Source organism: Colwellia sp. SU-HH01217 (assembly GCF_057543495.1).
In genome coordinates this window covers 16,780-41,183 of sequence record NZ_BAAJLX010000010.1, presented here as the reverse complement: position 1 = coordinate 41,183, position 24,404 = coordinate 16,780, and the positions used below count along the sequence as shown (strand labels likewise).

Annotated in this window: 25 protein-coding genes; 7 read left to right on the top strand and 18 right to left on the bottom strand. The window is 36.2% G+C overall.

The annotated features are described in order from the left end of the window. Nucleotides 1–2 precede the first annotated feature (2 nt). Complete coding sequence (gene hutH / locus AC27G3_RS12730) at nt 3–1,553, top strand: histidine ammonia-lyase (protein ID WP_487122091.1); 1,551 nt, start codon at nt 3–5, stop codon at nt 1,551–1,553. A 412-nt stretch (nt 1,554–1,965) separates the two neighbouring features. Here the strand turns inward: hutH and AC27G3_RS12725 are convergent, their stop codons facing one another. From AC27G3_RS12725 to AC27G3_RS12715, 3 genes are all read right to left on the bottom strand, one after another. Continuing rightward, nucleotides 1,966–2,853 (bottom strand): NAD-dependent epimerase/dehydratase family protein, encoded by an 888-nt coding sequence (locus tag AC27G3_RS12725; RefSeq protein WP_487122089.1) that lies wholly within the window; start codon nt 2,851–2,853, stop codon nt 1,966–1,968. Next, on the bottom strand, nt 2,850–3,335 hold the full coding sequence (locus tag AC27G3_RS12720; RefSeq protein ID WP_487122087.1) for a nuclear transport factor 2 family protein: 486 nt from the start codon (nt 3,333–3,335) through the stop codon (nt 2,850–2,852). The genes AC27G3_RS12725 and AC27G3_RS12720 overlap by 4 nt, the downstream gene beginning before the upstream one ends. Before the next feature lie 93 nt (nt 3,336–3,428). After that, nucleotides 3,429–4,325: a bifunctional GNAT family N-acetyltransferase/hotdog fold thioesterase gene (locus AC27G3_RS12715; protein ID WP_487122086.1), complete on the bottom strand. Its 897-nt coding sequence runs from the start codon at nt 4,323–4,325 to the stop codon at nt 3,429–3,431. Between the two features lie 56 nt (nt 4,326–4,381). On the opposite strand from AC27G3_RS12715, the gene AC27G3_RS12710 reads away from it, so the two are divergent. Further along, the gene (locus AC27G3_RS12710; protein ID WP_487122084.1) at nt 4,382–5,170 is read left to right on the top strand and encodes a class I SAM-dependent methyltransferase; all 789 of its coding nucleotides are present in this window, start codon (nt 4,382–4,384) and stop codon (nt 5,168–5,170) included. A gap of 82 nt (nt 5,171–5,252) precedes the next feature. Here AC27G3_RS12710 and dtd read toward each other — a convergent pair whose 3' ends face one another. The 3 genes from dtd to AC27G3_RS12695 form a co-directional block, all read right to left on the bottom strand. Continuing rightward, a complete protein-coding gene (dtd, locus tag AC27G3_RS12705) occupies nt 5,253–5,690 on the bottom strand; it encodes a D-aminoacyl-tRNA deacylase (RefSeq protein WP_487122082.1) in 438 nt (145 codons plus the stop codon). 8 nt (nt 5,691–5,698) lie between these two features. After that, nucleotides 5,699–6,670, bottom strand: a complete 972-nt coding sequence (pip, locus tag AC27G3_RS12700; RefSeq protein WP_487122081.1) for a prolyl aminopeptidase — start codon at nt 6,668–6,670, stop codon at nt 5,699–5,701. A 90-nt stretch (nt 6,671–6,760) separates the two neighbouring features. Next, nucleotides 6,761–7,636 carry a virulence factor BrkB family protein gene (locus AC27G3_RS12695; RefSeq protein WP_487122080.1) on the bottom strand — a complete coding sequence of 292 codons (876 nt, stop codon included), beginning with the start codon at nt 7,634–7,636 and terminating at the stop codon, nt 6,761–6,763. 107 nt (nt 7,637–7,743) lie between these two features. Here AC27G3_RS12695 and AC27G3_RS12690 point away from each other — a divergent pair, with 107 nt between their 5' ends. Further along, nucleotides 7,744–7,971: a hypothetical protein gene (locus tag AC27G3_RS12690; RefSeq protein WP_487122078.1), complete on the top strand. Its 228-nt coding sequence runs from the start codon at nt 7,744–7,746 to the stop codon at nt 7,969–7,971. A 73-nt stretch (nt 7,972–8,044) separates the two neighbouring features. On the opposite strand, the gene AC27G3_RS12685 is transcribed toward AC27G3_RS12690, so the two are convergent. The 12 genes from AC27G3_RS12685 to AC27G3_RS12630 form a co-directional block, all read right to left on the bottom strand. Beyond that, nucleotides 8,045–8,215, bottom strand: a complete 171-nt coding sequence (locus tag AC27G3_RS12685; RefSeq protein WP_487122077.1) for a hypothetical protein — start codon at nt 8,213–8,215, stop codon at nt 8,045–8,047. Between the two features lie 625 nt (nt 8,216–8,840). After that, complete coding sequence (locus tag AC27G3_RS12680; protein ID WP_487122076.1) at nt 8,841–10,733, bottom strand: AAA family ATPase; 1,893 nt, start codon at nt 10,731–10,733, stop codon at nt 8,841–8,843. After that, entirely contained in the window at nt 10,730–11,245 is a 516-nt protein-coding gene (locus AC27G3_RS12675) for an ABC-three component system middle component 5 (RefSeq protein WP_487122074.1), read from the bottom strand. The genes AC27G3_RS12680 and AC27G3_RS12675 overlap by 4 nt, the downstream gene beginning before the upstream one ends. Then, nucleotides 11,239–11,781, bottom strand: a complete 543-nt coding sequence (locus AC27G3_RS12670) for an ABC-three component system protein (protein WP_487122072.1) — start codon at nt 11,779–11,781, stop codon at nt 11,239–11,241. The genes AC27G3_RS12675 and AC27G3_RS12670 overlap by 7 nt, the downstream gene beginning before the upstream one ends. Before the next feature lie 2 nt (nt 11,782–11,783). Next, nucleotides 11,784–12,080, bottom strand: a complete 297-nt coding sequence (locus tag AC27G3_RS12665; RefSeq protein ID WP_487122070.1) for a hypothetical protein — start codon at nt 12,078–12,080, stop codon at nt 11,784–11,786. Between the two features lie 257 nt (nt 12,081–12,337). Next, the gene (locus AC27G3_RS12660; RefSeq protein WP_487122068.1) at nt 12,338–12,787 is read right to left on the bottom strand and encodes a hypothetical protein; all 450 of its coding nucleotides are present in this window, start codon (nt 12,785–12,787) and stop codon (nt 12,338–12,340) included. Nucleotides 12,788–13,110: 323 nt separating this feature from the next. Next, entirely contained in the window at nt 13,111–14,238 is a 1,128-nt protein-coding gene (locus AC27G3_RS12655) for a DUF4238 domain-containing protein (protein ID WP_487122067.1), read from the bottom strand. Further along, complete coding sequence (locus AC27G3_RS12650) at nt 14,222–14,386, bottom strand: hypothetical protein (RefSeq protein ID WP_487122065.1); 165 nt, start codon at nt 14,384–14,386, stop codon at nt 14,222–14,224. The genes AC27G3_RS12655 and AC27G3_RS12650 overlap by 17 nt, the downstream gene beginning before the upstream one ends. Then, nucleotides 14,386–15,081, bottom strand: coding sequence for an alpha/beta fold hydrolase (locus AC27G3_RS12645; RefSeq protein ID WP_487122063.1), 696 nt, complete (start codon nt 15,079–15,081; stop codon nt 14,386–14,388). Before AC27G3_RS12645 ends, AC27G3_RS12650 begins: the two co-directional genes overlap by 1 nt. 35 nt (nt 15,082–15,116) lie before the next feature. Next, nucleotides 15,117–15,470, bottom strand: coding sequence for an NrtR DNA-binding winged helix domain-containing protein (locus AC27G3_RS12640; protein WP_487122061.1), 354 nt, complete (start codon nt 15,468–15,470; stop codon nt 15,117–15,119). A gap of 272 nt (nt 15,471–15,742) precedes the next feature. Further along, on the bottom strand, nt 15,743–16,459 hold the full coding sequence (locus tag AC27G3_RS12635) for a hypothetical protein (protein WP_487122059.1): 717 nt from the start codon (nt 16,457–16,459) through the stop codon (nt 15,743–15,745). A 58-nt stretch (nt 16,460–16,517) separates the two neighbouring features. After that, entirely contained in the window at nt 16,518–18,362 is a 1,845-nt protein-coding gene (locus AC27G3_RS12630) for an SUMF1/EgtB/PvdO family nonheme iron enzyme (protein ID WP_487122057.1), read from the bottom strand. A gap of 814 nt (nt 18,363–19,176) precedes the next feature. On the opposite strand from AC27G3_RS12630, the gene AC27G3_RS12625 reads away from it, so the two are divergent. From AC27G3_RS12625 to AC27G3_RS12610, 4 genes are read left to right on the top strand one after another with little or no spacing between them, the layout of a single operon-like run. Beyond that, a complete protein-coding gene (locus AC27G3_RS12625; RefSeq protein ID WP_487122055.1) occupies nt 19,177–19,800 on the top strand; it encodes a hypothetical protein in 624 nt (207 codons plus the stop codon). A gap of 4 nt (nt 19,801–19,804) precedes the next feature. Further along, a complete protein-coding gene (locus tag AC27G3_RS12620; RefSeq protein ID WP_487122053.1) occupies nt 19,805–21,787 on the top strand; it encodes a hypothetical protein in 1,983 nt (660 codons plus the stop codon). Further along, nucleotides 21,780–22,829 carry a TniB family NTP-binding protein gene (locus AC27G3_RS12615; RefSeq protein WP_487122052.1) on the top strand — a complete coding sequence of 350 codons (1,050 nt, stop codon included), beginning with the start codon at nt 21,780–21,782 and terminating at the stop codon, nt 22,827–22,829. Before AC27G3_RS12620 ends, AC27G3_RS12615 begins: the two co-directional genes overlap by 8 nt. Next, nucleotides 22,826–24,130 (top strand): TniQ family protein, encoded by a 1,305-nt coding sequence (locus AC27G3_RS12610; protein WP_487122051.1) that lies wholly within the window; start codon nt 22,826–22,828, stop codon nt 24,128–24,130. The genes AC27G3_RS12615 and AC27G3_RS12610 overlap by 4 nt, the downstream gene beginning before the upstream one ends. The last annotated feature ends 274 nt before the right edge of the window (nt 24,131–24,404 follow it).

Sequence of the window (24,404 nt, the reverse complement as noted above, 5' to 3'; positions counted from 1 at the left end):
CCATGACAACAACACCAATAAAAAAACTGAATATAGTTCCAGGACAATTAACGTTAGCGCAATTGCGTGATGTTGTACGATACAACGATATTACTTACTCATTAGACAACAGTGCTTTTGCAGAAATTGATAAAAGCGCAGAAGCAGTACAACAAGTTATTCGTGAAGATCGTGTAGTGTACGGTATCAATACGGGCTTTGGCTTGCTCGCAAGCACCCGAATAAAGTCAGAAGAGCTGGAATTACTACAACGCTCAATCGTACTTTCACATTCAGCGGGTTTTGGCGAATACATGGAAGACGAAACTGTACGCTTAATGATGGTATTGAAAATTAACTCATTATCTCGTGGCTTCTCAGGTATACGCTTACAAGTGATACAAGCCCTGATCACTTTACTTAATGCTCAAGTATATCCATGTGTGCCTAAAAAAGGCTCTGTTGGCGCATCGGGTGATTTAGCGCCTTTATCTCACATGGTGTTGCCACTGTTGGGTGAAGGTGAAATGTCATATCAAGATGAAGTGATATCTGCAGAAGAAGGGTTAAAAATTGCTGGGCTAGCACCTATTTCATTAGCTGCTAAAGAAGGCTTAGCGTTATTAAATGGAACGCAAGCATCTACTGCCTTTGCACTGGAAGGTTTATTCTACGCTGAAGATTTATTTGCCGCTGGTGTTGCTATTGGTTCCATGTCAGTAGAAGCAGCACTTGGTAGCCGCGCACCATTTGACGAACGTGTTCACTTAGTTCGTGGTCAAAAAGGCCAAATAGATGCTGCCGTTGCGTACCGTGAAATACTTGAAGAAAACTCTGAAATTGGTGGTTCACATATTGACTGTGAAAAAGTTCAAGATCCATACTCACTTCGCTGCCAGCCTCAAGTTATGGGTGCTTGCTTGACTCAAATTCGACAAGCGGCAGAAGTGCTTCATGTAGAAGCAAACGGGGTAACAGATAATCCACTGGTTTTTGCTAATGAAGGTGACTTTATTTCAGCAGGTAACTTCCACGCTGAGCCTGTTGCTATGGCAGCAGATAATTTAGCCTTAGCCATTGCTGAAATAGGTTCACTATCTGAGCGTCGTATGGCCTTACTGATAGACGCTAATTTAAGCAAGTTACCAGCATTTTTAGTTGAAAACGGCGGTGTAAATTCTGGTTTTATGATCGCACAAGTTACATCTGCAGCTTTAGCATCAGAGAACAAAACACTTGCTCACCCTGCATCTGTCGATAGTTTACCGACTTCAGCTAACCAAGAGGATCATGTTTCTATGGCTGCTTTTGCAGGCCGTCGTTTAGCTGACATGGGAGAGAATACGACAGGAGTATTAGCGGTTGAATATTTAGCTGCGGCTCAAGGACTAGATTTTAGAGCGCCACTTAAAGGCTCTAAGAAAATAGAACAAGCAAAAGCGCTGTTACGTGAAACGGTAACCTTCTATGATAAAGATAGATACTTTGCGCCAGATATAGCCGAGGCTTCTGTTATTATTGCAGATGGAGACTTAAACCACTTAATGCCACAAGGTTTATTGCCTAGCTTCTAATCGTAGCAATATTAAGCACAGTGTTATCAATTGCTTCACTGTGCTTTTTTACTCTGATTTTCTTCAGTTGACTGACTTTCACTAGCTAACTAATACATCAACAACCCAAGTGTAAAAATCATAATAGCGGAACAATATAGCCACGCCTTGTGATCAACACCATCCTGCTCCTTTTTGAGGCTAGCATTTAACTTAATGACCAGTAAGTAGAAAAATACAGTGGTAGTGGCAATTAATAAATGAGTAAGCAATGTTGAAGATCTAATACCTTCTTTCCACAATAGATAAGCCCCATGTCTATTAACATAAAGTAAATCAAGCAAGGTCACATGCAGCCAGATCACTAAAAAAAGTATCACTGGTTTTTTTGATGAGTATTTAGCAGAAAACAATGTTATTCCAATCAATTCATTTATAAATCTGCCGACAGTATACCCTGTCTAACCCATTGCACTAAGTCATTATAAACAAAAGATACCTTTAACTGGCTTACCGCTTTGTCTCCTAACACTTCTTTAGACATAACATGGCTACTTTCTTGTGCATCAACAAATTCGGGCACAGCTAAGTTTAACGCTTGCGCTGCTGTTTGGTAAAAATCTTTTCGACTTACATGAGTATTGCTAACACCATTAAAAATAGCCTTGTTAAGTTGCTGCTTGTCTGCGCTATTTAGTACAGCTTGAATCAAACTTACGGCATCTGTTTGATGAATTAGGTTCACCGTAGCCAATGGGTTAGCTAATAATTTTTTATCACTCAACTTACTGGTTTTAGCTGACGATAAAAAACGTCCAGGATGACGATTAGGCCCAACTAAACCAGCTAACCTAATCACGTTAGCAAACTGAGAAAAATTAAGTACAGCTTGCTCTGCATCATGCATAGTTTGTACTTTAGGAGCCGAAAAATTTAATTGGCTGTCTTCATTGACCTTACCCGACAAACCACCATACACAGCGGTACTGCTAATTAAAATAATGTGCTCTACTTTTGCAATTTCAGCTGCTGCAACAATTTGCTTAATCTTTTCTGGATAATCACTTTGCCCAGATTTAATACGTGGTGGCAAACAAATAACCAACTGAGACCTAGAGAAAATCGGCGCTTTAGCTAAAGCTGTGGTTGATAATTGGCTGGGTAAGCTAAGTGGGTGACTAGGGATACTATCAGCCCTTAACTTATCACTACTTTTTGTATGTGCCGTTGTTGCTAAAACACTATCAGATGCAGCTATTAGTTTTTTCGCTAGAGCAATACCTAACCAGCCACAACCAATAATTCCTACAGATTTTGTCATTTCTTTAACTCGGTCTCTACAGCAATTTCATGCTGACTAATTGTTGATGTGATTTCTTTTGCAAGAGCATTAGGCAAAGGAATAGACAAATTATACTGGGCAATTTTCCATCCATTAGCTGTTTTAAAAAGCACTCCTGAGCCTCGACAAGTCCCATAACTTTCATTCGACAGTAGTTCATCAAAAAATGCGACATCGCCTTCATGAGTAATAGTAATATTACGCTGCGTTGGGGTGTAAGCCCAACCTACTCCTTTTTCAAAGTATGGAATAACAAAAGATTTAAACTCTTCTTTAGTCCATCTCTCTGTGGCATCTGTGCCTAAAAAAACACTGTCTTTAGTCAATAAATTAAAATATGTCTTAGCATCAGCATTTGCTGCCGCTTGGTGGAAGTTATTCAGCACTTGTTCAATTCTTTCGTTAGCTAGAACAAAAGAACTGGCCGTGAAAAATAAAATAAAACCGATAAGATTCTTCATGTTATTCCTTTTATTATTAATGTAACTTTCTTTGTAAGTTATTGGTTTAATTTGATGACCTAAAAATTAATTTTATCTTTTAAACAAAAGCTTTTAATTATTCGATTTAGGTAACACAACATACGTGCCATTAAAAGTTGCAGCCACAGTATCACCAGACATAATATTAACCTGCACTGTTAAACGGGCTTTTTTCCCTAATGATAATGGTGTTAACTTACCGGCTGTTTGCTCAGCAGTAGTTATCGCGTAGCCTGATCCCTTTATTGGCGCTATGTAACGAATATCCGCCTCAGCTAATACAATATCCCCCGCCAGTGCTTTTTGTTCAAGTTGAAAGAACACCCAACCCCAGCCTGTTAAAGTAGCAAGCGTGTAAATACTGCCTGCAAACATTGTATGATGGAGGTTTTGGTTAAAATTTGGCTCACAATGGGTTAATAATTTTTTTTGATCATAGAAACTAATATTAAGATCCATCGCTTTACTCATAGGGATCGTGTTATGCCAAATAGTTTGTAGCTTATCCGCAAGTTCAGCTTGATGCGAGGTAGGTTTATTGATGACTTTTGTCATCGTAAAATGCCGAATCTCATTGTAAAGCAAATGAGAAAAACCTTGCAATTGATAACCTAGTTTTTGATAAAAACTCACTGCCGACTCACGAGCTTTCAAACTTATTTCTGTTACTCCTTGTCTGCTAGCAGCTAACTCTAAGGCATTAACCATTGTTTTTCCCAAGCCTGTTCCCTGCATGCTCTCGCTAACAGCCATATATCGAATTTGTCCACTCGTTTGACTGGTTTTATGCATGCGACCTACCGCAACTACTTGCTCATCGACAACCGTCATTAAATGCGTCGATTGTTGCTCTAATTCATCTTGTTCACTGCCTTTAGGCTGCTGCCAAGGCTCTCGTAACATTTTCCAACGAACATGATAGTAGTTTTTAAGCTCTTGAGTTGTTTGTGGTGTTATAGTGTTATTCATTCTCTCTCAATACTTGGGTAATGGATATCGTTACTTAAAGGGTTAACTTATCATTTATGCAGCTAGCACGTCATATAGAAAATGGGCAACTTCTTTATCTAAGTAAAAATAATGATGATAAAAATCTTGAGGCGATTTCCGTCAGTGAAAATGAGCATTATCGGTGGATAACTTTTGAAGATGTCATACAAAGTGTTATGCACAAGAGGAAACCTAGCCAACTAACGTTACCCCATCAAAGTGCGATGTTACTACCTCTGCTATTTTTTAAACCCTCTAATATTGTTGAATTAGGATTAGGTGGCGGTAATTTTGCACGATATTTAACGCAATTAACTCCTAATATATCTTTCACGACAATCGAGTGTAATCCTATTGTTATTGCTTGTTTCGAAAAATATTTTAATCCTCAAGCAAGCACTATTAACATTATTGAAAATCGCGCCGAACATTGGCTTACCGATGAAACATTGCATCACAAGATAACTAAAAACCTCGATTGGCTTATTTGTGACGTTTATCAGCAACAATTGAGTGACTTTTCTGAAACAATTAAACTGCTTGAGATTTTTATCAATACATTATCTAACAATACATGTTTATCGATTAACTTACCTGATTCAAGCGATCAAGACGTTAATTTGTGTTTAACAGTTTTACAGCAAATACAAAAACACCATCGAATTGTTTATTTTCATGTGCCTAACTACCTCAATGTTATTATTCACCTTGTGCCTGTTCACTGGCCAATTGATTTTCCCTTAAAAAAGAATACGCAATCTTATTTGCCAAAAAGAACTTACAAACACGGATTAAGGTTTTGGCAACACTTAAAAGAAATTTAATCTTTGGTATCGCGCTAACTCAAGCGTAAAGGCTAAACGGAAGCAACCTAACATCTCAGACAAACAATTTGTTACCCTTACATTAAATAGTCAGGGTAAAAGTAACAGGTCCGTCGTTTAGCAACCTTACTTTCATATCTGCCCCAAACTCCCCCGTTGGCACATCAAAACCTAATACTCTTAATTGCTGACAAAAATATTGATAAAGCTGACGACTAAAGTCTGGCGAAGCTGCCGAGGTAAAACTTGGCCTTAAGCCTGAATTAGTATTAGCGGCTAGAGTAAACTGCGAGACAACCAAAATGTCACCGCCGCTTTGTTTTACATTTAAATTCATCTTGCCATGTTCATCTTCAAAAACCCGATAACCAGCAACTCTTTGCGCTAACCGCTTGGCTTTCTCTTGAGTGTCTTCAGGCTCTATCGCTAAAAACACCAATAACCCTTGTTCAATCTCACCAATAACATTCTCATTTACTGTGACACTTGCTTCACTAACTCTTTGTAATAATGCAATCATTTAAACGCTTAATCCTGTTCACTTTCTTCGATAAAATTCGCCATAACATCACTCGCTTTACAAAATGCATCAATAGTTTGGCTTTCAAAGCCACTATGCCCGGCACAAGGTAAAATCTGTAATTGAGCATTATCCCATAGATTCACTAAGCTATCAGCCACTGATAATTGACACACCATATCAAAACGACCATGGAGGATAATGGCAGGGATATTTTCTATCGCTTTAATATGATTGAGAATATAATTTTCTTGTATAAAACATCGATGATAAAAAAAGTGACTCGAGATTTTTGCCATACACAGCGCTTGATGAGGATCGTCGACCTGAGCCATTCCAATATTATGGTGTTCTAATGTCGATAATTGTAACTCCCATAAACACCACGCTTTGCTTGCAGCAATAACGGCCACCTCATTGCTTGAAGACAATACATGATGATACGCCGCTAAGGGATCTTCGCGTTCATGCTTGAAAAGCTGTGCGATAAATTTACGGTAATATTCGGGATAAAACTTGGCTGCTCCATCTTTATTATAAAGCCAATGATATTCTGATTGTGTCCCCAAAAAAATTCCGCGTAAAATATAGCCTAATATTTTATCTGCATGTTCAATACCATAAGCTAAAGCGAGTGTTGTGCCCCACGAACCGCCAGTAATGAGCCATTGTTCAATTCCTAAATAAAGGCGAATTTTTTCGATGTCACTGATCAAATACTCCAGCGTATTTTCTTCAATACTTGGCGAAGGTTTAGAGCGACCACAACCTCGTTGGTCAAATAAAATTATGCGATATTTACTTGGATCAAAATAACGGCGATGATTTTTACTGCAACCTCCTCCTGGACCGCCATGCAGATACAATACGGGTATACCATTTGGATTTCCCGATTGCTCTAGGTAAAGTTGATGCTTTTCACCAACGGAAAACCATTCCTTCTGGTAGCTTGATAACTTAGGAAATAAGGTGCGAGACATAAGGTAACCCTATTGTTTTATTAATTAAATAAGCTTATACCCTAATACAGTAATTCGCCCAATAATCAATTGATGATTTATACTGTGACACTAAACATTAGGCTCATGCTTTACTTTATGCATCATTTTCTCGACAAACTCTTGCAATGAAACCGTAAATACTGCGCCAACTAAGACAATCAGCCAAGATAAATAAACCCACAAGAACATGATCGGAATAATCGCTAACGCTCCATAAATCGCTTGATAAGAAGGCAGTTGTGTTACGTAAATAACAAATGCCTTTTTGGCAAATTCGAATAACATAGCCGCTAATCCTCCACCAATAAGCGCATACTTTATAGGTACGTGCTTGTACGGCACTAACACATATAAAAGTACAAAGGCGGCAATAGAAGTAAGCATAGGCAATAAGCGGACAAATATATTCACCGTACCTAATACATCATAATCTCCCAAAGAAACTAACGACACTAAATAAGAGCTTACTGCGATACCACTGCCAACCAACACAGGGCCTAACGTTAATATCATCCAGTACATCGAAAAAGCAATAATAAAACGTCGTTTATCTTTAACGCGCCATATTTTATTTAAACTTTTATCAATCGAAGAGATTAATAAAAGTGCTAACATAAATAAAAATGAAATAGCGACCGCAGACATTTTAGAGGCATTTTCAACAAAACCATTGATATGCTGTTGAATAACTTCACCTGCAGTAGGTAGAAAATGGCTATAGGCAAAATTTTCAATGATTTGTCGAAGATCAGAAAAAATAGGAAAGGCAGTCATGACTGACAACATAACAATCATTAATGGCACAAGAGACATCAAGCTGACATAAGCAAGATAGCCAGCAACCACATGGATCTGTTCTCTTTTTACACGCCTAATCAAATATTTTAAATAGCTAACGATTTGATGAAAAGAAGGTAATTGTTCTAGGTAATTATTTAAATTCATATTTTTTAACAAATATTGGCTTTATAAATGATTAAAATATCTTATGATGTAAATGTTAGCTTATACCAACACATTTAGGCTATAAATTACTTAAAAAAGGAGTAAAAATGTCAAAGCAAGGTTCAGGCGGAAATGTAATTGCGGCGATTTGTAATGTCTTTTTTCCCGGTTTAGGACAATTAGTTCAAGGGCGTTTATTGGCAGCATTAATTTTTGCCATCGTGACCGTGGGTGGATATGCGTTGTGGATTTTAGTTTTTCCTGCAGTTATTGCCGCAGTGTTTCATTTATGGTCGATAATTGATGCGGCTAAATTTACCACTTCCGATTATTAGTTAGCGACACAAGCTTGTTACTCATTCACTGATGACTTGATTGTTAAACCTAACAAATAGGCTAACTGGAAAGTTAGCTAAATGAGTCAAAGTCTAATTGAGTTTTGTTAAATATTTCGTCTTCATGGCGGTGGTTAATTAACGTTAATAATTCTGATAGCTCTTTAATATCCGCTGAGGTCGCGAATCCACTTTCGAAAGAAGCACGAAGCTTTTGTAACTGCTGAAGCTGTTCTGGTGACATAAATCCGTTCCTTGGAATTTCTAGCTCTTCATTTTTTAATGCTTTACAACTTATACACCAAGCATATCAATAATGGATAAATTCACCAGTACCCACCCCTTTAAATTTAGAATACTGTATCCAAAAACAACGCAAGCCAATGAAATATAAATATTGTTATTAAAAATCATTAAGTTACAAATAAATTTATTTAAAGGATTTTCAATTAAAGATAATTAAGCTTTAATAACTTAAGACATGTCTTACAAATTAAGTATAAAAAAGCCCCTAAACTCCACTATAGAATGAAGAGGCTTGATAAGTAATAGTCGTTATGATAATCCAAGTTAGTTTCTGAACCGATCCAAAATTAACTTGCGAACAAAATCCTAATGTTTTCATGGCCTACAGCAAAATATCAAAATGTGTAAAATAGTCTTTCGCAAACTAAATGCTGGATCAATTATTCAGTCATTATTTTGTGACCACAATATTTATAATTTATCAAATCGTTCGTAACGTGCGATAAACCACTTGTAAAATCTAACAACGATCAAACTCCACTAATATTGATTTAAGTTTCTTAGCAGCCGTTAGATAAAAAACCAGCTTCCGCTAGCTTCTTTAAAAGCAATAGCTTAATTAACTAAAATTCTAAAGTGTGCGTTCCTTTAGGATAAGAAGGGCCAACACACATGGCTGTATCATCTAGTTCGCCAGCTATCATAGATGTTGTAAAAATTAGCTGAAATTCATCTTTTATACTTGAACAAACATCAACCATTTGACGTTGGAAGTTTTGGCTTCGTTCTTCCCTCATCCCTTTATCCTCAATATTATCCATAAGAATCAAGTTAGGAAATCTAGAGAAACGGTCATCAACAGATTGAGCAAACATAGCAAAGCGAATACTATTTTTCATGACAACCATTGAACTAGCAGAAAATTTACTTCTTCCATTTACATACATTTTGTCTCTAGCAAAATCGAATACAACATCCTCAGCATTATCAAACTCAGTTTCATACCCACCATCAAGTTTAAGTAATGATTTTGCTTTAGATTCAATGGAATTAAAAACGGTCGTATGTCGTGTTTCTTGCAAAATAGATATGCGCTCTAACTTAGCCGATATTTTTTGAATATTTCGGTTTGCTTCTTCTTTTTTACGTTTTAGCGACTCTACCCTAGATACTTGTTCACGCTTATCTTCTAGAGACAAAATTTGACTACGGCTAAAACCAATTTCAGTCGAAATATCTTGCAATAAAGCATCTTTGTCATCAGTAGAGGTGTTAAAATCTTTTAATTCAGTTTTTGCTGCTAATATTTTTTCTTTAATACTTGGAGTATTTGCAACAATTTTTACTACGTCACTTTCAAAGGTTTCAATTATTTTTTTGCTTTCTTTTATTTGAAAGTTTAGTTCATTCAATAGTTGCGAATAAGCAAAATCTTTATCATCTACCTTCTTATTGCTTTTACATAGTCCACAACCATGTTCATCTTCGTTAACCTCTAAAGGCTCTAAACAAGAAGGGCAATATTCAAAAGCAACATTACCAAGCACACTATAAGTCACCTGTGATTCTGTTAATGCTGCCTTCCTTTCCTCTAAAGATTTAAGAAAAAGTTTTGTTTCGTTTATTTCAATTGTTAACTCTTGTTTTTCTGACTCCAGTGCAGCTAATTTATCAGATTCAGTATCAATAATTTTAACAAGCTCTTTAACTTTATTAGCAACTTCTTGGCTTGCTGCTTCGGGTACAGAAGCTCGTATTGTTACCTTCTCTTTATTTAACTTTTCTATATTTTTTGTTACCTCGGCAATGTCTTGATTCAACACCGCTACATTGATCAAAGATTCATCGTGACCAAACATTCGATAAATGGCTTTTAGTTCACCATTAGCTTTTTCAAATTCTCTATTTGCTTCGATTAATTCTTGACGCAAGTTATATGCTTCAAGATCATCAATACCTAGTAAATACTCACCTATCGCTCTTCTAAACGTAACATTGTCAAATTTATAGTCCTCTTTAAGCAGTTTAGTCGTTGCCGAGAGTTGATCTACATACATAAGCCTTAGAATCTGGTGCATCGTTAGGTTTTTATCATCATCCGTTTTATGACGAGGCAAACCTAATAGTTCGAACATATGCTGGGAAAAGCTATGTGTATCTTTACTTCGCCTCATCGGATATTTACGCCAACCGTCCAATGAAAGTAGAGCGTTATCCATTGTTTTATCGAGATAAAATACTTTTTCTTGCCCTGTACTAGTGATAGTGCGCTTTAGTGTTGCAAAATGACCGTTTAGAGAAACCTCTACTGCGACCCATTCACATTTTTGTTGTTCAACTGTCCAATCTGATATTTCTGCGCCAAGAGCATAGTTAAGTAAATCCATAATTGTAGATTTACCTGTACCATTTTCCCCCCTGATAATATTTACTCCAGGGTGAAATTTTTGGTCATAAACAAACTTTCCTGAACCATGTACTGCAAAACGATTAATAAATAGTTTAGACCTGCTCATCGTTTCTCCACATCATATCTATATTCCATTAAACCAGTTCGAGCTTTTAAACCGCTGCCACCAACAAATTTCGCTCTCGGAAACTCATTTACTAAACCTTTAAACCATTCTTTGCTTACTATATTTGACTTATTCAACGCACCTAAAAACACTTCAGGCAACTTCACATCACTGCGTTTTAAATACCCTTTATTATATTCATCGATATCAAGCAATTGTTTAGCAAGTAAGTTTTGTATCGCAACGCTCTGTAATGCTTCCAATTCATGTAAAATTCGTTTGGTATTTTTCAATGATTCAAAAGGTTCTTCTACTTCTGAAAACGCCTTACGACATTTATTAACTGGCACAGGGAGTGTTTTTAATAGTTTGAGCAGCGATGGAAATAATGTATAGAAGTCAATTAAACGATAAACATCAGTGTTGAGTTTTTCATGCTCTGTATGCTCAAGTATTAATAAAAGTCTGAAAACACAATGATTAACATCCTGTGCTGGGTGATACATTAGCATGCTTTATTCCAACCTAAGTGACATTTACCTGTAAGGAAATACAGCATACCACTAACTAATTCTGTTGTCGCTAGAGTGTCATACCTAACGGCAGCTTTATGAACAGGCTCAATTAGCTCTTCTTGTATTGCTTTATCGATTGTTGTTTTTGAACTTTCAATATCTATTAATGGCTTAATTTTGGAATACCACACGGTACTTATAGTTGAAAGAATTTGAACATAAACATGTTGTTCAGCTAAAGACATTTGATTTTTGGCGACTCTACGTTCAAACCTATTCTTTAGCAACGTAGCTCGATCTAATAGATCTTCTCGTTTACCTTTAATTAGCTTGTTTTCAAGCCCAATAATCTCTCTTGTCGGGTGATCAGTAATATAATCAGCCAATTCTTCTATAATATCTACCGCACTTTTATCTTCACCAAGACTCTTTTTAATTTGCTCTATAGCTTGTTCTAATGAACTAAGTGGAACAAAGTTATTATCGCCTTTATGAACAGCACCATCATAGGTAACTTCGTTTTTCTGTTCCATAGCTAAAAGTTATTGTTACCGTTGTGAGTGGAGCCATTGTCATATGTAACTTTGACATCTTTTTTCGGTGTAACATTTAGTGAGGGTGTTTTTTCTAATTTTTTGGGTTTCAAAATAGCGAAAATTAGTCCCACAGCTATTACGCAGAGAATTATAATTATTAGGTAAAATAACTTATCTGATCCCAGTAGGTTAACTATTTCACTGCTAAATAAATGCATCATCAAGGTACTTAAAAGTAGCCCCATGACCCCAACTGAACCCGTAATTTTTATTATTTTTATCCAAGCTTTATCCATAGCCTGTTATTCCTTAATCTAGCTAACGCGAACAATACCATCATTATACTTAACGTAAGCCTATCATAAATAAATAGTAATAGACTTGATATTAACCAATAAATATTGCTATAAAAATTGTAAAAAAAGTAGTAACAAGTAGCCATTTGTTTAATTTTTCGTAATAAAAACACCTAGACCAACGTCACTCCTTTTGGCTTCAAAAGCAGCCCCAAATAAGCCCCGTTAACAGGAGTTAAGAAATTTTACTGAATAGCCTAGTTACTTTTTGAACTGTTGTTAATCCAAGATAAAATTAGTAGGCCAATGAAGAACGCAATACCGTAAAGAAATATTAGACCTGCCTTTGTAAAATTAAAGGTCGCTGGCTCAGTTATAAGCCAAAGAAAAGGGACCGTAATTAAAATTCCGACAATTAGCCTATAAATACTTAGCAAACCAGAACCTATACCTTCAAAGACTTCCTCGGCAAATTTCATGTTTTCTTTATGATGATAAACATTAATTCCGTAATTTTTACGAGTATGTCGGCTTATAACAGCTAATGCGAGAAATAGGAGTGATGAATATATTACTACTCCATTAGTCTCAACCGCATCTGCCAACTCATTTACTGAATCCATACCTCCTTCGAAATATTTTAATAACGTTAGAGCCACTCCAGTTAGCAGGACAAGTATTGCTTCTATTAGCATCGTTTTTTTCATTAATTACACCTTAATAAATTTGTTTCAGTTAATTGCCCAATGTCATGCGAATAATATGACCAAATTTTATTGGTCATAACTTTAATTATGCTAAGTAATAGTTTTTCACTGAATTAATCGGGGAGCTTAAAAAGCCAATAATTGCTTTGTTATGAATAAAGTCCCCCTTTAGCTTCAAAAGCAGCCAAAAATAAAGCACCACGAGGGCTTTGGGTTTTAAGTGAATATAATGTTCGAAACCTAATTTCAAAATGTTACAAATAGATTATTGCTCATCTAATAACTTGCGACTATCAATAAATCTGCATTTAATATCACTCTATTTAGGACTTCTGCTTGAAAGGTTTCTCTTTAGCCAATAACTTCATCACATGGTCTTTCATTGCTTGAGCCTGCTTCTCCTTTTCTAGCCACTCTTTTTTCGATTTTGGTTTGCGACCAAACTCATCTTGAGTAGCAATTAGTTTTCCGCTTTTTCCTCCAATAAAAACTTCCTTATCTCTGCCAAACAACTTGGTACTGTTAGAAATAAATATTTTATCAAAAGATCCCCAATTATTTTTTTTAAGATGCTTCTCAGGAAATAACCAATCTTCATTTGCTGCCGCGATGTATTTGGTTGCACGACTCTTTAATATGTAGTTTATTGAAAGTACTTGTTGGGTATCCAATTCACGCTCTCGAATTATGTCATCATATTTGATAATGGTTTCATCAAAATACCTAGGATTGGTTCGAGGCTTAGAAGCTTTAAGTTTGCCTGGATTTCGAGCATATTCAACATTCGTTAATATTGCACAATGGTTCATATCCAATGGAAAAATGGTTCTTGTGCCTTTTAAGTAAATTTCAGGATCAGCGGGAAACTTACATTTAATATTGCCTGGATGGAATACAGAATTATAAAAAGTAACAGGACTATCACTAACGATAAACTTAACATCTGACTCATTTGCGCTAACAATTTCCATAGATGCTTCAGCCCACATAGTGCAATGCATTCTTCGAACTTCTTGCATTTTCATGAGTAAGTCATTGTAGTCTTTAGGCTTAGTTTCTTGGATTAACCAATTCAAGCCCTTAGGTGTCCTAAGGCGCTGAGCATCCATATATTCAAAGTAGTTAACTATATGAGGGTGAATTAACTTCATCCAATCTGGTGATGCCATCGCAGGTATTGCGGCTGCTCCATCAGTGTCAATTTTTCCAAATAAATATCGCTCTATATCATCGTTTTCGTGCTCGAAATATTTGGTTGTATATAAATCTTTTTCATAGAAAAACCTAGTAGGTCCTTTAGTGAGTATTTCACCTTTTTTAATTGTTTTACCGTCAGGTCTTTTAATGGTTTCAGGAGATAGATCTAGCCTAAAGTAGGATTTTTGTCCATCGAACATAAATCCTCTTTGATACCACTCAGGAACATAATGATGTTTATGTGATTGTGTCATTTTTCTTCTCTGAAAATCTTAACAGTTTATTAAGTGGTTGGATATCCATAACAATTTGAGTCCAGCCAAATACCATTAAACTAAAACTGCCTTGCAGTAATGATTTAATGAGGATTCCGGGTCCCATGTGTATTGGCGTGAATGGCATTATGAACTCCCTTGATTATTCATAATTAATACAGCGGCAGTAGCAACTGCTTGTGAGGATTCTTTCGGTTTTGCTTGTAATAGAAAGTGAGGCCCATCTATTTCAATGTACTCAATATTTCTAAATACATTGCTAAGCTCTCGACTTTTTCCAGGTGATATAAGCCTATCTGAAAGCGCTTGAATATAAACGGTGGGGACATCAAAGGTAGTTGAGGGAACTATTTGCTGGTTCATTACAGCTAATCTATTTTTTAAAATATGCTCGGGGATTGATTCAGTTACTTTTATAAATTTAGACAGAAGTGCTTTTGATGCACCTTTGCCAAATAATAAGAACTTATGACCAATTTGGGATAATGGGGCTGAAGCCAACGCTTTTATTGGCAAAACCTTAGCTAACGGTAGCAGGTATCTATTAGGACAACTTAGAAAGCTAGCTACAAATATAACCCCTTTCATATTAGTGAGACCTTGCTTTAGTAACTCTGGAACTATGCCCCCCGAAAACGACTCTGCCAGTAAGATATAGTCTTCTTTTGGCAGTTGCCTCTCTAATGATTTAGCTAAATAAGAATGATCTTGAGGTCCCTGTTGTGGCAAGGCAATAACTAAATAATCACCATCATGGTATGACAAGAACTCATCAAATAGCTCTCCTGTTCCATCCATTCCTGGTAATAATACTAGTTTCAAAATAAACCTTATCCTATCCTTGGGGGTAGCAAAACTTAACTACTCAAATTACGCTCAAAATTAACTATATCAACGCCAGCTTTCACTTTGTACTGCTGGGCTAAACGACCACCTGATTTTACTTTTTCACCGATTGTTTCAAACATGTCTGCCGATTCAATACGTCTAATTAAGCTTTTACGTTGTATCGTATTTCCGATGATCGTTTCAATAACAGACTTTAGCTGGCCCATAGTGAAATACTCAGGTAAACCATAAACAAGAACCACCGAATAAAGTGCTTTTTGTTGAAGGCGCTCTTTGGCTTGTTCAATAATCATCTTATGATCAAAAGCGATTGATAAACTGTCTATTTTATCAATATCTATCCATTGTATTCGACTTATCAAGAAATGAACAAAGAGCAACGAGTTAAGTTACATAACTACCTTGAGGAACACTCTAGGTCATTATTATCGATATTAAGTGATAATGAAAAAGAGATGTTACTGGCCGATGTAGAAAATAACAACAAAAAGAATGAAGAGTTTTTAAATCAATATGAGTAGTTTCAAAATAGGGTTGGCTCTTCTCATAACCATCCTCACTCGTTCGCTTGACAACCGACAGAGTGAGGAAATCACAACCAAAACAATTGGTTGCGTTACTATAATTATTAATTTCAGGTATCTAAGATGATAAAATTACTTTCATAATCAAAAAAGTTTGCTTTATATTTTATAGGGTTCCTTTTCTTTAATTCTGCTACTGCACCTTCATAATGTGCAGGCATGAACGTTTTAATCGTACAAGTTGCAGCTAGCTTTCCACTTTTATTTATTCCCATCTCAAAAGCTAGCGGTAAAAATACATCATCAATTACGGTATAACCACTAACAGGTTTCCCACTGTTTTTGATAAATTGATCTGACAATTCGACCGCGGAAAAAACTAGTTTTTTTGTCAGTTTTTTTAGAAACATATTCAAATCATGAGAGTTTTTTAAGGATTCCTTACTCCTCATGATTAAGCGCTTTAATGCGTGTTTAGATAACACAACATAAAAGTTTTTAAAGCTAAACTTTCCTTTTACATTAATAGTCAAATCAAATGCAATTTTGTCGTAATTCTCTATATCATTACACACTGAAAAGACATCAACACTTGTACTAAATAAACACCACTCCCCCCAAATTACCTGCCATTTATTCGTATTCTCAAAACGCTCGGCTATAAACACTGTACTTGGTTTATCTTGGCACTCCCTCTTGATTTTCTTGCATATTTTTCTTTGAGATGAGTCTAAGCTATGGACATAGAACTTATCTCGGGCTGCATATAAGCTTCTAAATATACGTTTAACAAGCCCTTTGGCTTGGCTTTCGTCAATATAAGACATTTTTTATTCCTGTTATAAAGATTGATTACATAAAAGTTAAATTTCGAATTCAACGAAACTACTCTTCGTGTTCAACCTCGTAACACAAACGAAAGCCTATCTTTGTTTTCTTATATGCACCTGTTGTTGTTAGACTCATACCTCTAAAGCAATGATCACCATAGAAACTAGATAAGTCCCCACTTCTTACACAAGTATTTTCCATTACCCATTCTGCGAAAAAGTTTAATAGAATAAATTTAGTACCATCTTCCATGACATCCCATTTTAATTCTCTAGGGAATCTAACAAATGTATCTGGCCCCCCCATCTCCTTTTCGACAACATCCATGTCTACTTCCCTTTTTTCACGAACCTCTATGCCGGGTAAATTATCCTTTGGCTTTTTATTAGTAAGTAATGCCCCTTTTCCACGAATGGTTTCAAACTCAACTTTTGTAAGTAACCTTAACGGAATTCCAGTTTTTTGCTCTTTCCAGTTGATATAAGCCATAGCATCATACCAAGTGCAGGCTACAGGAAGAGACTTATCCTTATCTAAATTATTTCTATCTATCCCTTTTATTTCTTTCTCTTCTCGCTCCCAAGGAAAGCTCTGTTCTCGATATCGATAATATTCGGGGTTAGCATTAATAAATTCATCAAATTCCGCAATAGTAACTAAATCTGTAATTTTTAAGCCCGTATTAGAAACAGCCTTGAACTCATCACCTCTAGGTGTTGCTGTAGTTGTTTTATGTCTTTCACTTGAGTAGGTCTCATTTTCAGTGTAGAAAGCCTTAAGTAAGCTATAGTCAGGATAATCCATTCCACTACCACCACATTGGTAGTGGAGCTGCTCTGCATGATGTTCATCAAGCTCCCTTTGCCCTTGATAGTTAAAATAATACCAACGCGAAAAGTCATAATCATTAATACAAGTAGGTAAGTCTTTTAGCTTAAGAGCACCATCACGAAAGTTGAACACAAAAGGTTTATCACGCATATTTTTAAAGACAAAATCATATTCACCATTTTGTCCTTTCAGAAAAATCAAACTTTCATTAAAAGGAATGACTTCTAACCACCCCTCGGAAAACTCTCTTATTCGCTCACCAAATAACTCACATGCCTTAGTTGCAATATAGGATTCAACTTCACAATCATGATCTTTTGTTGAATACAGTTGAAGTTCGACACCATAGTTATTTGGCTCAATAAGCAGATCACCTAATAAATTGAAACCCAACCTCAAATCCATCAAATATTTACCAATAATGACATCAATTACGCTTCGATTTTTATAGTCGCTTGGCAAATGCTTAAGAGTTACATTACGATATTGCTGTACAATCTTCTGATCTTTATCAATAGAGGACTTACACTTAGTCGTTATTCTTTTTATCCCCACCGTTTTAAGGTCATCAACCGTTTCAGGCCCGTAAACATTAACCAAGTAATGCCCATCAGAAAAAGTGTTATCAAATGGAAAGTTATATCCTGTGAAAATTTTTGAAGGTACTTTGGTTCCGTTAAAAAACAAACGTTCTGATAACTTTTGTGGGGAAATACTTGTGACAGGCATGCAGTAGCCCTTCTGCCTAAAAGTAAACAAATCACTTCTATTTAGTAGGTTATGTTTAGCCATAAAAGGAAGGATTTCATCTTGATAACATTTGTTGTAACCAGAGAATCCTCCTTTAACACCTAGAGTTCTTGCAATCCAATTAAGAGCAGTTGTTTTTTTAATTTGCTTCCGATGTTCATTACTATGTTTTTTAGAGTTTTGACTAACATCTTTCGCAGTTGACTTAATAGAGTCTGGGGACAAACCTCTTAATTCAGCGAAGTGGAATTCATTAAATACTAGATATGAGTTTTGTGCATTATTTTTTTTCGAGCGTGTCGAAGTAGAATTATTCATGGTTTACACCTGTAACTTTGCCAGACGCAAATCGCCTTACTCCTTGGCTTAAGGATATAAAAACAGTAACCCTGAATAATTTTAGGGGATGACTCTTTGTTTGAAAGAAGTAAAATTCAACCGCTGGTTGAGCCGACCATTGTTACGATTATCATCTAATTAAAGTTATTATGTCAATATCTTTTAGGCACTTACTTGATAATTACAATATTTGCATTCTTAAGGTCAGGTAAGATTTTATAGGGTATACACCGTCAACTTACTTTGGGTGACGGACAAAGTATTTAATCTGATGCCTCCTCTCTAGCCACGCGCACTACTTTATTTAAATAACCTTCGATTGGGCATATACAGTTAAAAAACAACGAAGTTTCTGTAATATTTCAGATGATATAGCGCTTTAATCGTTTCATCCCTACCTTTTTCAACAAAGGTCGAGTAAGGCATCATTCTCTTCCTTTTTAGAATAAAACACTATCAAACTGAAATATAATGATATTTCAAACTTCATGACTATTTATAAATATTATAATGTTTATTAATTCACTATTTTCTTTAATTTTACCGCCAACACACTGAAAAAAAGTTGAATTTAGTTTTAAAACAGTTAATTAGATATATTATAAGCCTTATTAATTTCACTTTTTTGTTTCACATATTAATCCTTCTATATTCAATTATTTATCTCACATTCAAAATATATAAAATAAATCTAAATTTATTTTATATACAATTAATTCAACATCTTACCTGTTTAAAAATGATTTTTATCTACTAGACTATAAAGATATATGACTCATTAATAGGTTAAAAAATGAAAGCACGAATTCAAGCAAAACAATCCTTTGTTAGGAACACCAGAATTGGTTTTTCAAATACACACAGAAAAGCTGGGATATTCGATAGTGATTTAGAGCGGGACTATTTTGAATGGAAGCGATTTGATCTACCCGCTGATTCAGGCTTTATGATGCAACCAGAGCATACTGAATATCATGATATCAATGGTAACCTTCAACGCTACACACCTGATGGCGCATACCATGAAAGCACTTTAAACTACAAAGATGAAATTAAGTACGTAGAAAATGCAAATGAGCCGGAAAATTTAATCAAGCATGGACTGTTAAAACTTCATTACAAAGCCTTGAATAAAAATAATATTTTTCGAGTGATGACGGAAGTAGACATTCGTGTAGGGTATCGCGTAGATAATATTCGTCAATTACATCCTTCAACCCTACATGAACCACCACAAGCTTTATTTAATCAATTAGTACATGGGCTTAAATGGAAGCGCCTTCATATCGAAGCACTACAAGAGACTGCTAGTAAGAAGAAGCTACCAATTTGGTTAGTAAAGCGCTGTATTGCTCATAAACTTTTTGACTGTGATCTAACACAACATTGGTCGAATCTTGTTTTGAGCTGGAAGTAACGATATGAATAAAAAAATAACAGGCGCACGTATTCGCTATCATGACCAGAACGGCACATTGAAAATAGTCGATACAAATCATGTTGCGATCGCATTTGATGACGAAAGTTTAACACCGCAGATGATGACCAATGATGAATACGATAATGCACTCAATAATCATTTGTTTTTTGTTGAAGACAAATCACCTTTCCAAGGCTCTAATACACTAACACTTGAACAACAAATTGAAACTAAATATAGACGTTTTTTTGTCGATGAGCTTCACAAACTAACTGGGCCTGGCAAAGTGGGCGGTGTAGAAGTTCGTAAAAAAGCTATACGCAATGCCACGGAAACACTTAACAGTAAAGCACAATTTAGTGGTAGAAAACCACCAAGCATTTCACAGTTAGGTGAATGGGCACGACTTCAAAATACACACTCAATGGGTGTAGCAGCTTCTGTAATGAAAACAGGCCATAAAACTAGAAAGTCTAAGTACGATGAAAAAATTAAACATTTTGCACTTAAAGTCGTTGATGAGTTGTTTTTAAAGCCCCGCCCACCTTCAATTCAAGATGTCTTTGATGCCTTTATAATTAGAGCCAAGAATACTCTTAAATTGACTTTAGATCAGCTTCCTTGTCGAGAGACTTTTCGCAATTGGGTACACGGACTATCTCCTGAATTGTTAATTAAAAAGCATTTAAGCCGTAAAGAAGTCAAGCGCATCCTGAGAAACTCTGTAAAGCGTTACATCACCTCCCGCCCTCTCCAACGCGTGGAAGCCGATGGGTTGAATTTGGCTATTGGTGTCAGAGATGAAGAAGGCAATTACCTAGGTACATTGCTGTTTATAATTTTGATTGACTGTCACACACGTATGATATTGGGATATGAGATGCAAATAGGAAAAGGAGAGCCTGCCTCGACTGTCGTATCTGCGATTCGACACGCCATTTGTCCAAAGCCTAAAGAAAGCTTAAATCCTGAATGCACCAATGGAATGCCACTTTATGGCGTGATTGAAGAACTAGTGGTTGATGGTGGCCCAGGATTTGTCGCGATGGAGACACAGGGCTTTGTATTAATGTCAGGTAGTACAATAAATATCGTACAAAGCTACGCTCCTTGGCTCAAGCCATTTATTGAGCGTCTAAATTACAGTATTCGTAAACGTTATGCAGTTAATATTGCAGGATATGGAGGTACTGTTGAGGAGCAAAAAGAAACTGACTTTGATGCAGAAACTGAAGCTGTTTTAACCGCTAAAGAGGTGCGTGACTTATTTGAACTTTGGGTAACAGACGATTACCACCAACGCTCTCATTCAGGTCTTAATGGATTATCCCCTCAAGAAAAATACGACCAATGCATTGCCGATGGATGGACACCAGAAACACCAGTTAATCATGAAAGAATAATGCACCCAGCAGGACAAATACGAGTAGCACGTATTTTAGGAGACGACTCTCAAGACGGTGTAGTGATTAACCGCGTTAAATACAACGACTGGGATGGGCGTATAAAGGCAATAGGTATGCGTTTAAAAGCTTCTGGAGAGCCGCCAACAGTTAAGTGTAAATACTCCACTGTTGACTTGTACTCAATCACGGTCATCGATGATGTGATGGGGGATGAATTTGTAGTTGTTACTGAAGATCCAAGAGTTAAGCCTGGTATGTCTTTGGCTGAGTTTAACGCAATAGCCCCTTCTCCTTATAAAAACAAAGGCTTCACTGGCGGTAATGTACTAACTGACAACCAAATGTTGATAGAAGCAAAGAAACAATCAGAGAAACAACGCAAAGCAAATATCAGCAAAAAGCAGCGTGACGCCAACCCAGAAGATATTGAACAAGCAGTAGCTAACGCAGAAGAGCAATACAAACCAGGTGAATCAAATACACCAACGAATACACCAGAATCAAATGATTCTACTCAATCCGGCTCTATTTTCAGCGCTGACGACATCAATAACACTAAGGCACATAAAAATGTTTGAACATGTTCCTATTAGGCTAAGCCATCATAACACCGCCAAGTTTGATCCAAGCTTACTACCTGAAAATATTCGTTCATTTTACCACGCAACCATTAAGCACAATACTTTTGAACGCGCCATTTCAGTATTACATGAAAATTTTCAAATGGGCCTATTGGGAGGTACAGATGGTATCGGTTGCGTCATTGATGGCTCACCAGGAGTCGGTAAAACTTTTGCTCTAGAAACATTTATCGGTGAAATATATGCGCTTGAACAGTATCAACCTACAAAAGAGCTTACAAAACTGCCAATTTTAAAAATTCGAGTACCAGGCAGGCCCACAGTCAATAGAGTAGCAGAAAAACTGCTTTACAATGGCGTACATATTTCTCCATCAAGTAAAAAAACAGATTCTATCTTAGTTAAGTTATACCGGATGATTGAATATCAACAAGTACGCATGATCATCTTTGATGAATTTCAACATTTACTTCGCAGATATGCTCAAGTATCTACCAATGATGTAGTCACCTTTATGAAAGTGCTAATAGATGATTTAGGCTTATCAGTAGTTTTTTCTGGCTCATCTGAAGGCATTGACTATTTAAAAATGTTTCCTGAGCTTAACCAGCGCGTTTGTACTGAGCGAGTAACATTAACTCCGTTTAATGTAGTAAAAGAAGAAAATAAGTTAGATTTTATTGCGTTTGTTAAGTCCATAGATAATACACTTACTGAACTTGGTTTTTCAATTATTCCTTTATCTGATCCTGATATGTTAATAAGACTACTATTAGCAACACGTGGCATACCTCGTTTTATCTCTCGTCTTCTATTAAAGACACTTATTCGCAACCCAAATAAACCAGTCATTACTAAAGAGGATATAGGCTCAGTTTACCAAACTATGTGTATTAATGAACATTTAGGTAAGTTTGACCCTTTTGAAGCTACACTCACCATTGTCGAAACAAAATATCTCGCTTATATCGATTCGTTGAAAGAGAAACCGAAAAAACCTTCAGCTAAACCAGGCACTAGAGAGGGAGAGTCATCTTGAATGCGCTCTTAGGTTATCGCCCATCACCTTTGCAGGGAGATACACATATAGATTACTTACTTAGATTAGCCTATGCACACGGTATAGGAACACTACCTCAATTCTTACAAGCAATAGGCATGGAAAAACCTAAGCTCACTAGATGGTATGAGTGGAACACGCAACAACAACAGAATTTAATTTCAGCATTATCAAAGGTCTGCCGTAGAGATATGACTGAAGAAATAAATAGTTTAATGACAATTGGAGATTTATCTTGGCTAAATGAACCAGGTAGAATGTTCAAAAAGCTACTAGTTGATTTCCCAAGGGTTTGTCCAAAATGCATACTTGAGCATGAACGTTTCGATTGGCGCTGGTCACTAGGTACAGTTGCCCGTTGTTATGAGCATAAGTGCAACCTCTTAGATACTTGCCCATTATGCGACAAGGCATATAAGTGGCATAGCAACATTTTAAAATGTTGTCCTAATTGCCAATTAAAATGGGCTGATTTACCAGTACCGACAACTCCTGTAATTCGCAGATATGGTGCAGAAAAGGCTACTTGGCCAAGTTTAACCGGAGATATTACACAACCAATATATTTGTCTCATATTTGTGCAGCAATTGCTGCAATGGCTAGACCATTTGATACAGCTTATGTTCCAAGAGCCACAATGCCTTATACTAAAGAACACTCAACGCTGGTCTTGCAAGCAATGTCAGTTTTACACCGAAAAACGTTTCCTGATTGGGAGCAAGCAATAACTGATAACCGAAAGAGAGCTTTACCAAATGAGCCAAGCCCCATTAGTATGTTCAAAAGGCATGTAGGGTATAATACCCTTTTAAAAAATGGTCGCAGGCTTCCAAAATATCCACTAGTTGAGCGAAATGAATACGAAGTTAAAGAAGATTCAAAAGATGAAGCTGAGCAAGAACCAAATATAGGCCGTTATTATATCAATCTTTTCAATTTAGCCACTTCATTAGGTTTGTCTGTTGCTGATTTAAATTATCTAACCAGTGACGGCTTTATTCCTTGTGCTGTTAACGCTGAAACTATTGAAAATCGACTTTTTAATACCCTGGATGTTGCCAAGTTATTACTAAAACATATGAGTACAAATATTAAAGGAGAGGGAGAAACAATAACAGTTAATGCAAGCGAGCCATTATTAATAAAAAATAATCTAACTTATGGTGATTTACTTCATTCAACTTGGACAGGTGACATTAATGGATGCATGGCGTCTCCTTTGATGTTAGATTCAATAATAGTATCTAAACCTCAATTCATGACATGGCTTGAAAGGTAGTCTAATCAACGCAAACGATATAGTTTCAAATGATTGATGAGCTTTCATCAAATTATAAGATCAGATAATCATCCTATCCTCACTCACTTTATAAGTTTCTTTCCGAAATGAATAAACTCCTTTATAACTCCCTCTTCAAAACACTCCCTATTAACAGTCACAATCAACAATTGGAACACAGTCAAAAACAATGGAAAATATTAGATTTTTAGTATACTATTAAAGAGTGACATGTGTTGGTATACATGGGCTGCGTGGTAAAATTTGATTTATT

Coding starts and splice junctions, on each gene's coding strand:
- AC27G3_RS12710 (WP_487122084.1), top strand. CDS start 4,382: ATGCAGCTAGCACGTCATATAGAAAATGGGCAACTTCTTTATCTAAGT.
- AC27G3_RS12695 (WP_487122080.1), bottom strand. CDS start 7,636: ATGAATTTAAATAATTACCTAGAACAATTACCTTCTTTTCATCAAATC.
- AC27G3_RS12715 (WP_487122086.1), bottom strand. CDS start 4,325: ATGAATAACACTATAACACCACAAACAACTCAAGAGCTTAAAAACTAC.
- AC27G3_RS12655 (WP_487122067.1), bottom strand. CDS start 14,238: ATGACACAATCACATAAACATCATTATGTTCCTGAGTGGTATCAAAGA.
- pip (WP_487122081.1), bottom strand. CDS start 6,670: ATGTCTCGCACCTTATTTCCTAAGTTATCAAGCTACCAGAAGGAATGG.
- AC27G3_RS12620 (WP_487122053.1), top strand. CDS start 19,805: ATGAATAAAAAAATAACAGGCGCACGTATTCGCTATCATGACCAGAAC.
- AC27G3_RS12670 (WP_487122072.1), bottom strand. CDS start 11,781: ATGGAACAGAAAAACGAAGTTACCTATGATGGTGCTGTTCATAAAGGC.
- AC27G3_RS12725 (WP_487122089.1), bottom strand. CDS start 2,853: ATGACAAAATCTGTAGGAATTATTGGTTGTGGCTGGTTAGGTATTGCT.
- AC27G3_RS12665 (WP_487122070.1), bottom strand. CDS start 12,080: ATGGATAAAGCTTGGATAAAAATAATAAAAATTACGGGTTCAGTTGGG.
- AC27G3_RS12615 (WP_487122052.1), top strand. CDS start 21,780: ATGTTTGAACATGTTCCTATTAGGCTAAGCCATCATAACACCGCCAAG.
- AC27G3_RS12660 (WP_487122068.1), bottom strand. CDS start 12,787: ATGAAAAAAACGATGCTAATAGAAGCAATACTTGTCCTGCTAACTGGA.
- AC27G3_RS12675 (WP_487122074.1), bottom strand. CDS start 11,245: ATGCTAATGTATCACCCAGCACAGGATGTTAATCATTGTGTTTTCAGA.
- AC27G3_RS12630 (WP_487122057.1), bottom strand. CDS start 18,362: ATGAATAATTCTACTTCGACACGCTCGAAAAAAAATAATGCACAAAAC.
- hutH (WP_487122091.1), top strand. CDS start 3: ATGACAACAACACCAATAAAAAAACTGAATATAGTTCCAGGACAATTA.
- AC27G3_RS12690 (WP_487122078.1), top strand. CDS start 7,744: ATGTCAAAGCAAGGTTCAGGCGGAAATGTAATTGCGGCGATTTGTAAT.
- AC27G3_RS12685 (WP_487122077.1), bottom strand. CDS start 8,215: ATGTCACCAGAACAGCTTCAGCAGTTACAAAAGCTTCGTGCTTCTTTC.
- AC27G3_RS12720 (WP_487122087.1), bottom strand. CDS start 3,335: ATGAAGAATCTTATCGGTTTTATTTTATTTTTCACGGCCAGTTCTTTT.
- AC27G3_RS12635 (WP_487122059.1), bottom strand. CDS start 16,459: ATGTCTTATATTGACGAAAGCCAAGCCAAAGGGCTTGTTAAACGTATA.
- AC27G3_RS12680 (WP_487122076.1), bottom strand. CDS start 10,733: ATGAGCAGGTCTAAACTATTTATTAATCGTTTTGCAGTACATGGTTCA.
- AC27G3_RS12625 (WP_487122055.1), top strand. CDS start 19,177: ATGAAAGCACGAATTCAAGCAAAACAATCCTTTGTTAGGAACACCAGA.
- AC27G3_RS12650 (WP_487122065.1), bottom strand. CDS start 14,386: ATGCCATTCACGCCAATACACATGGGACCCGGAATCCTCATTAAATCA.
- dtd (WP_487122082.1), bottom strand. CDS start 5,690: ATGATTGCATTATTACAAAGAGTTAGTGAAGCAAGTGTCACAGTAAAT.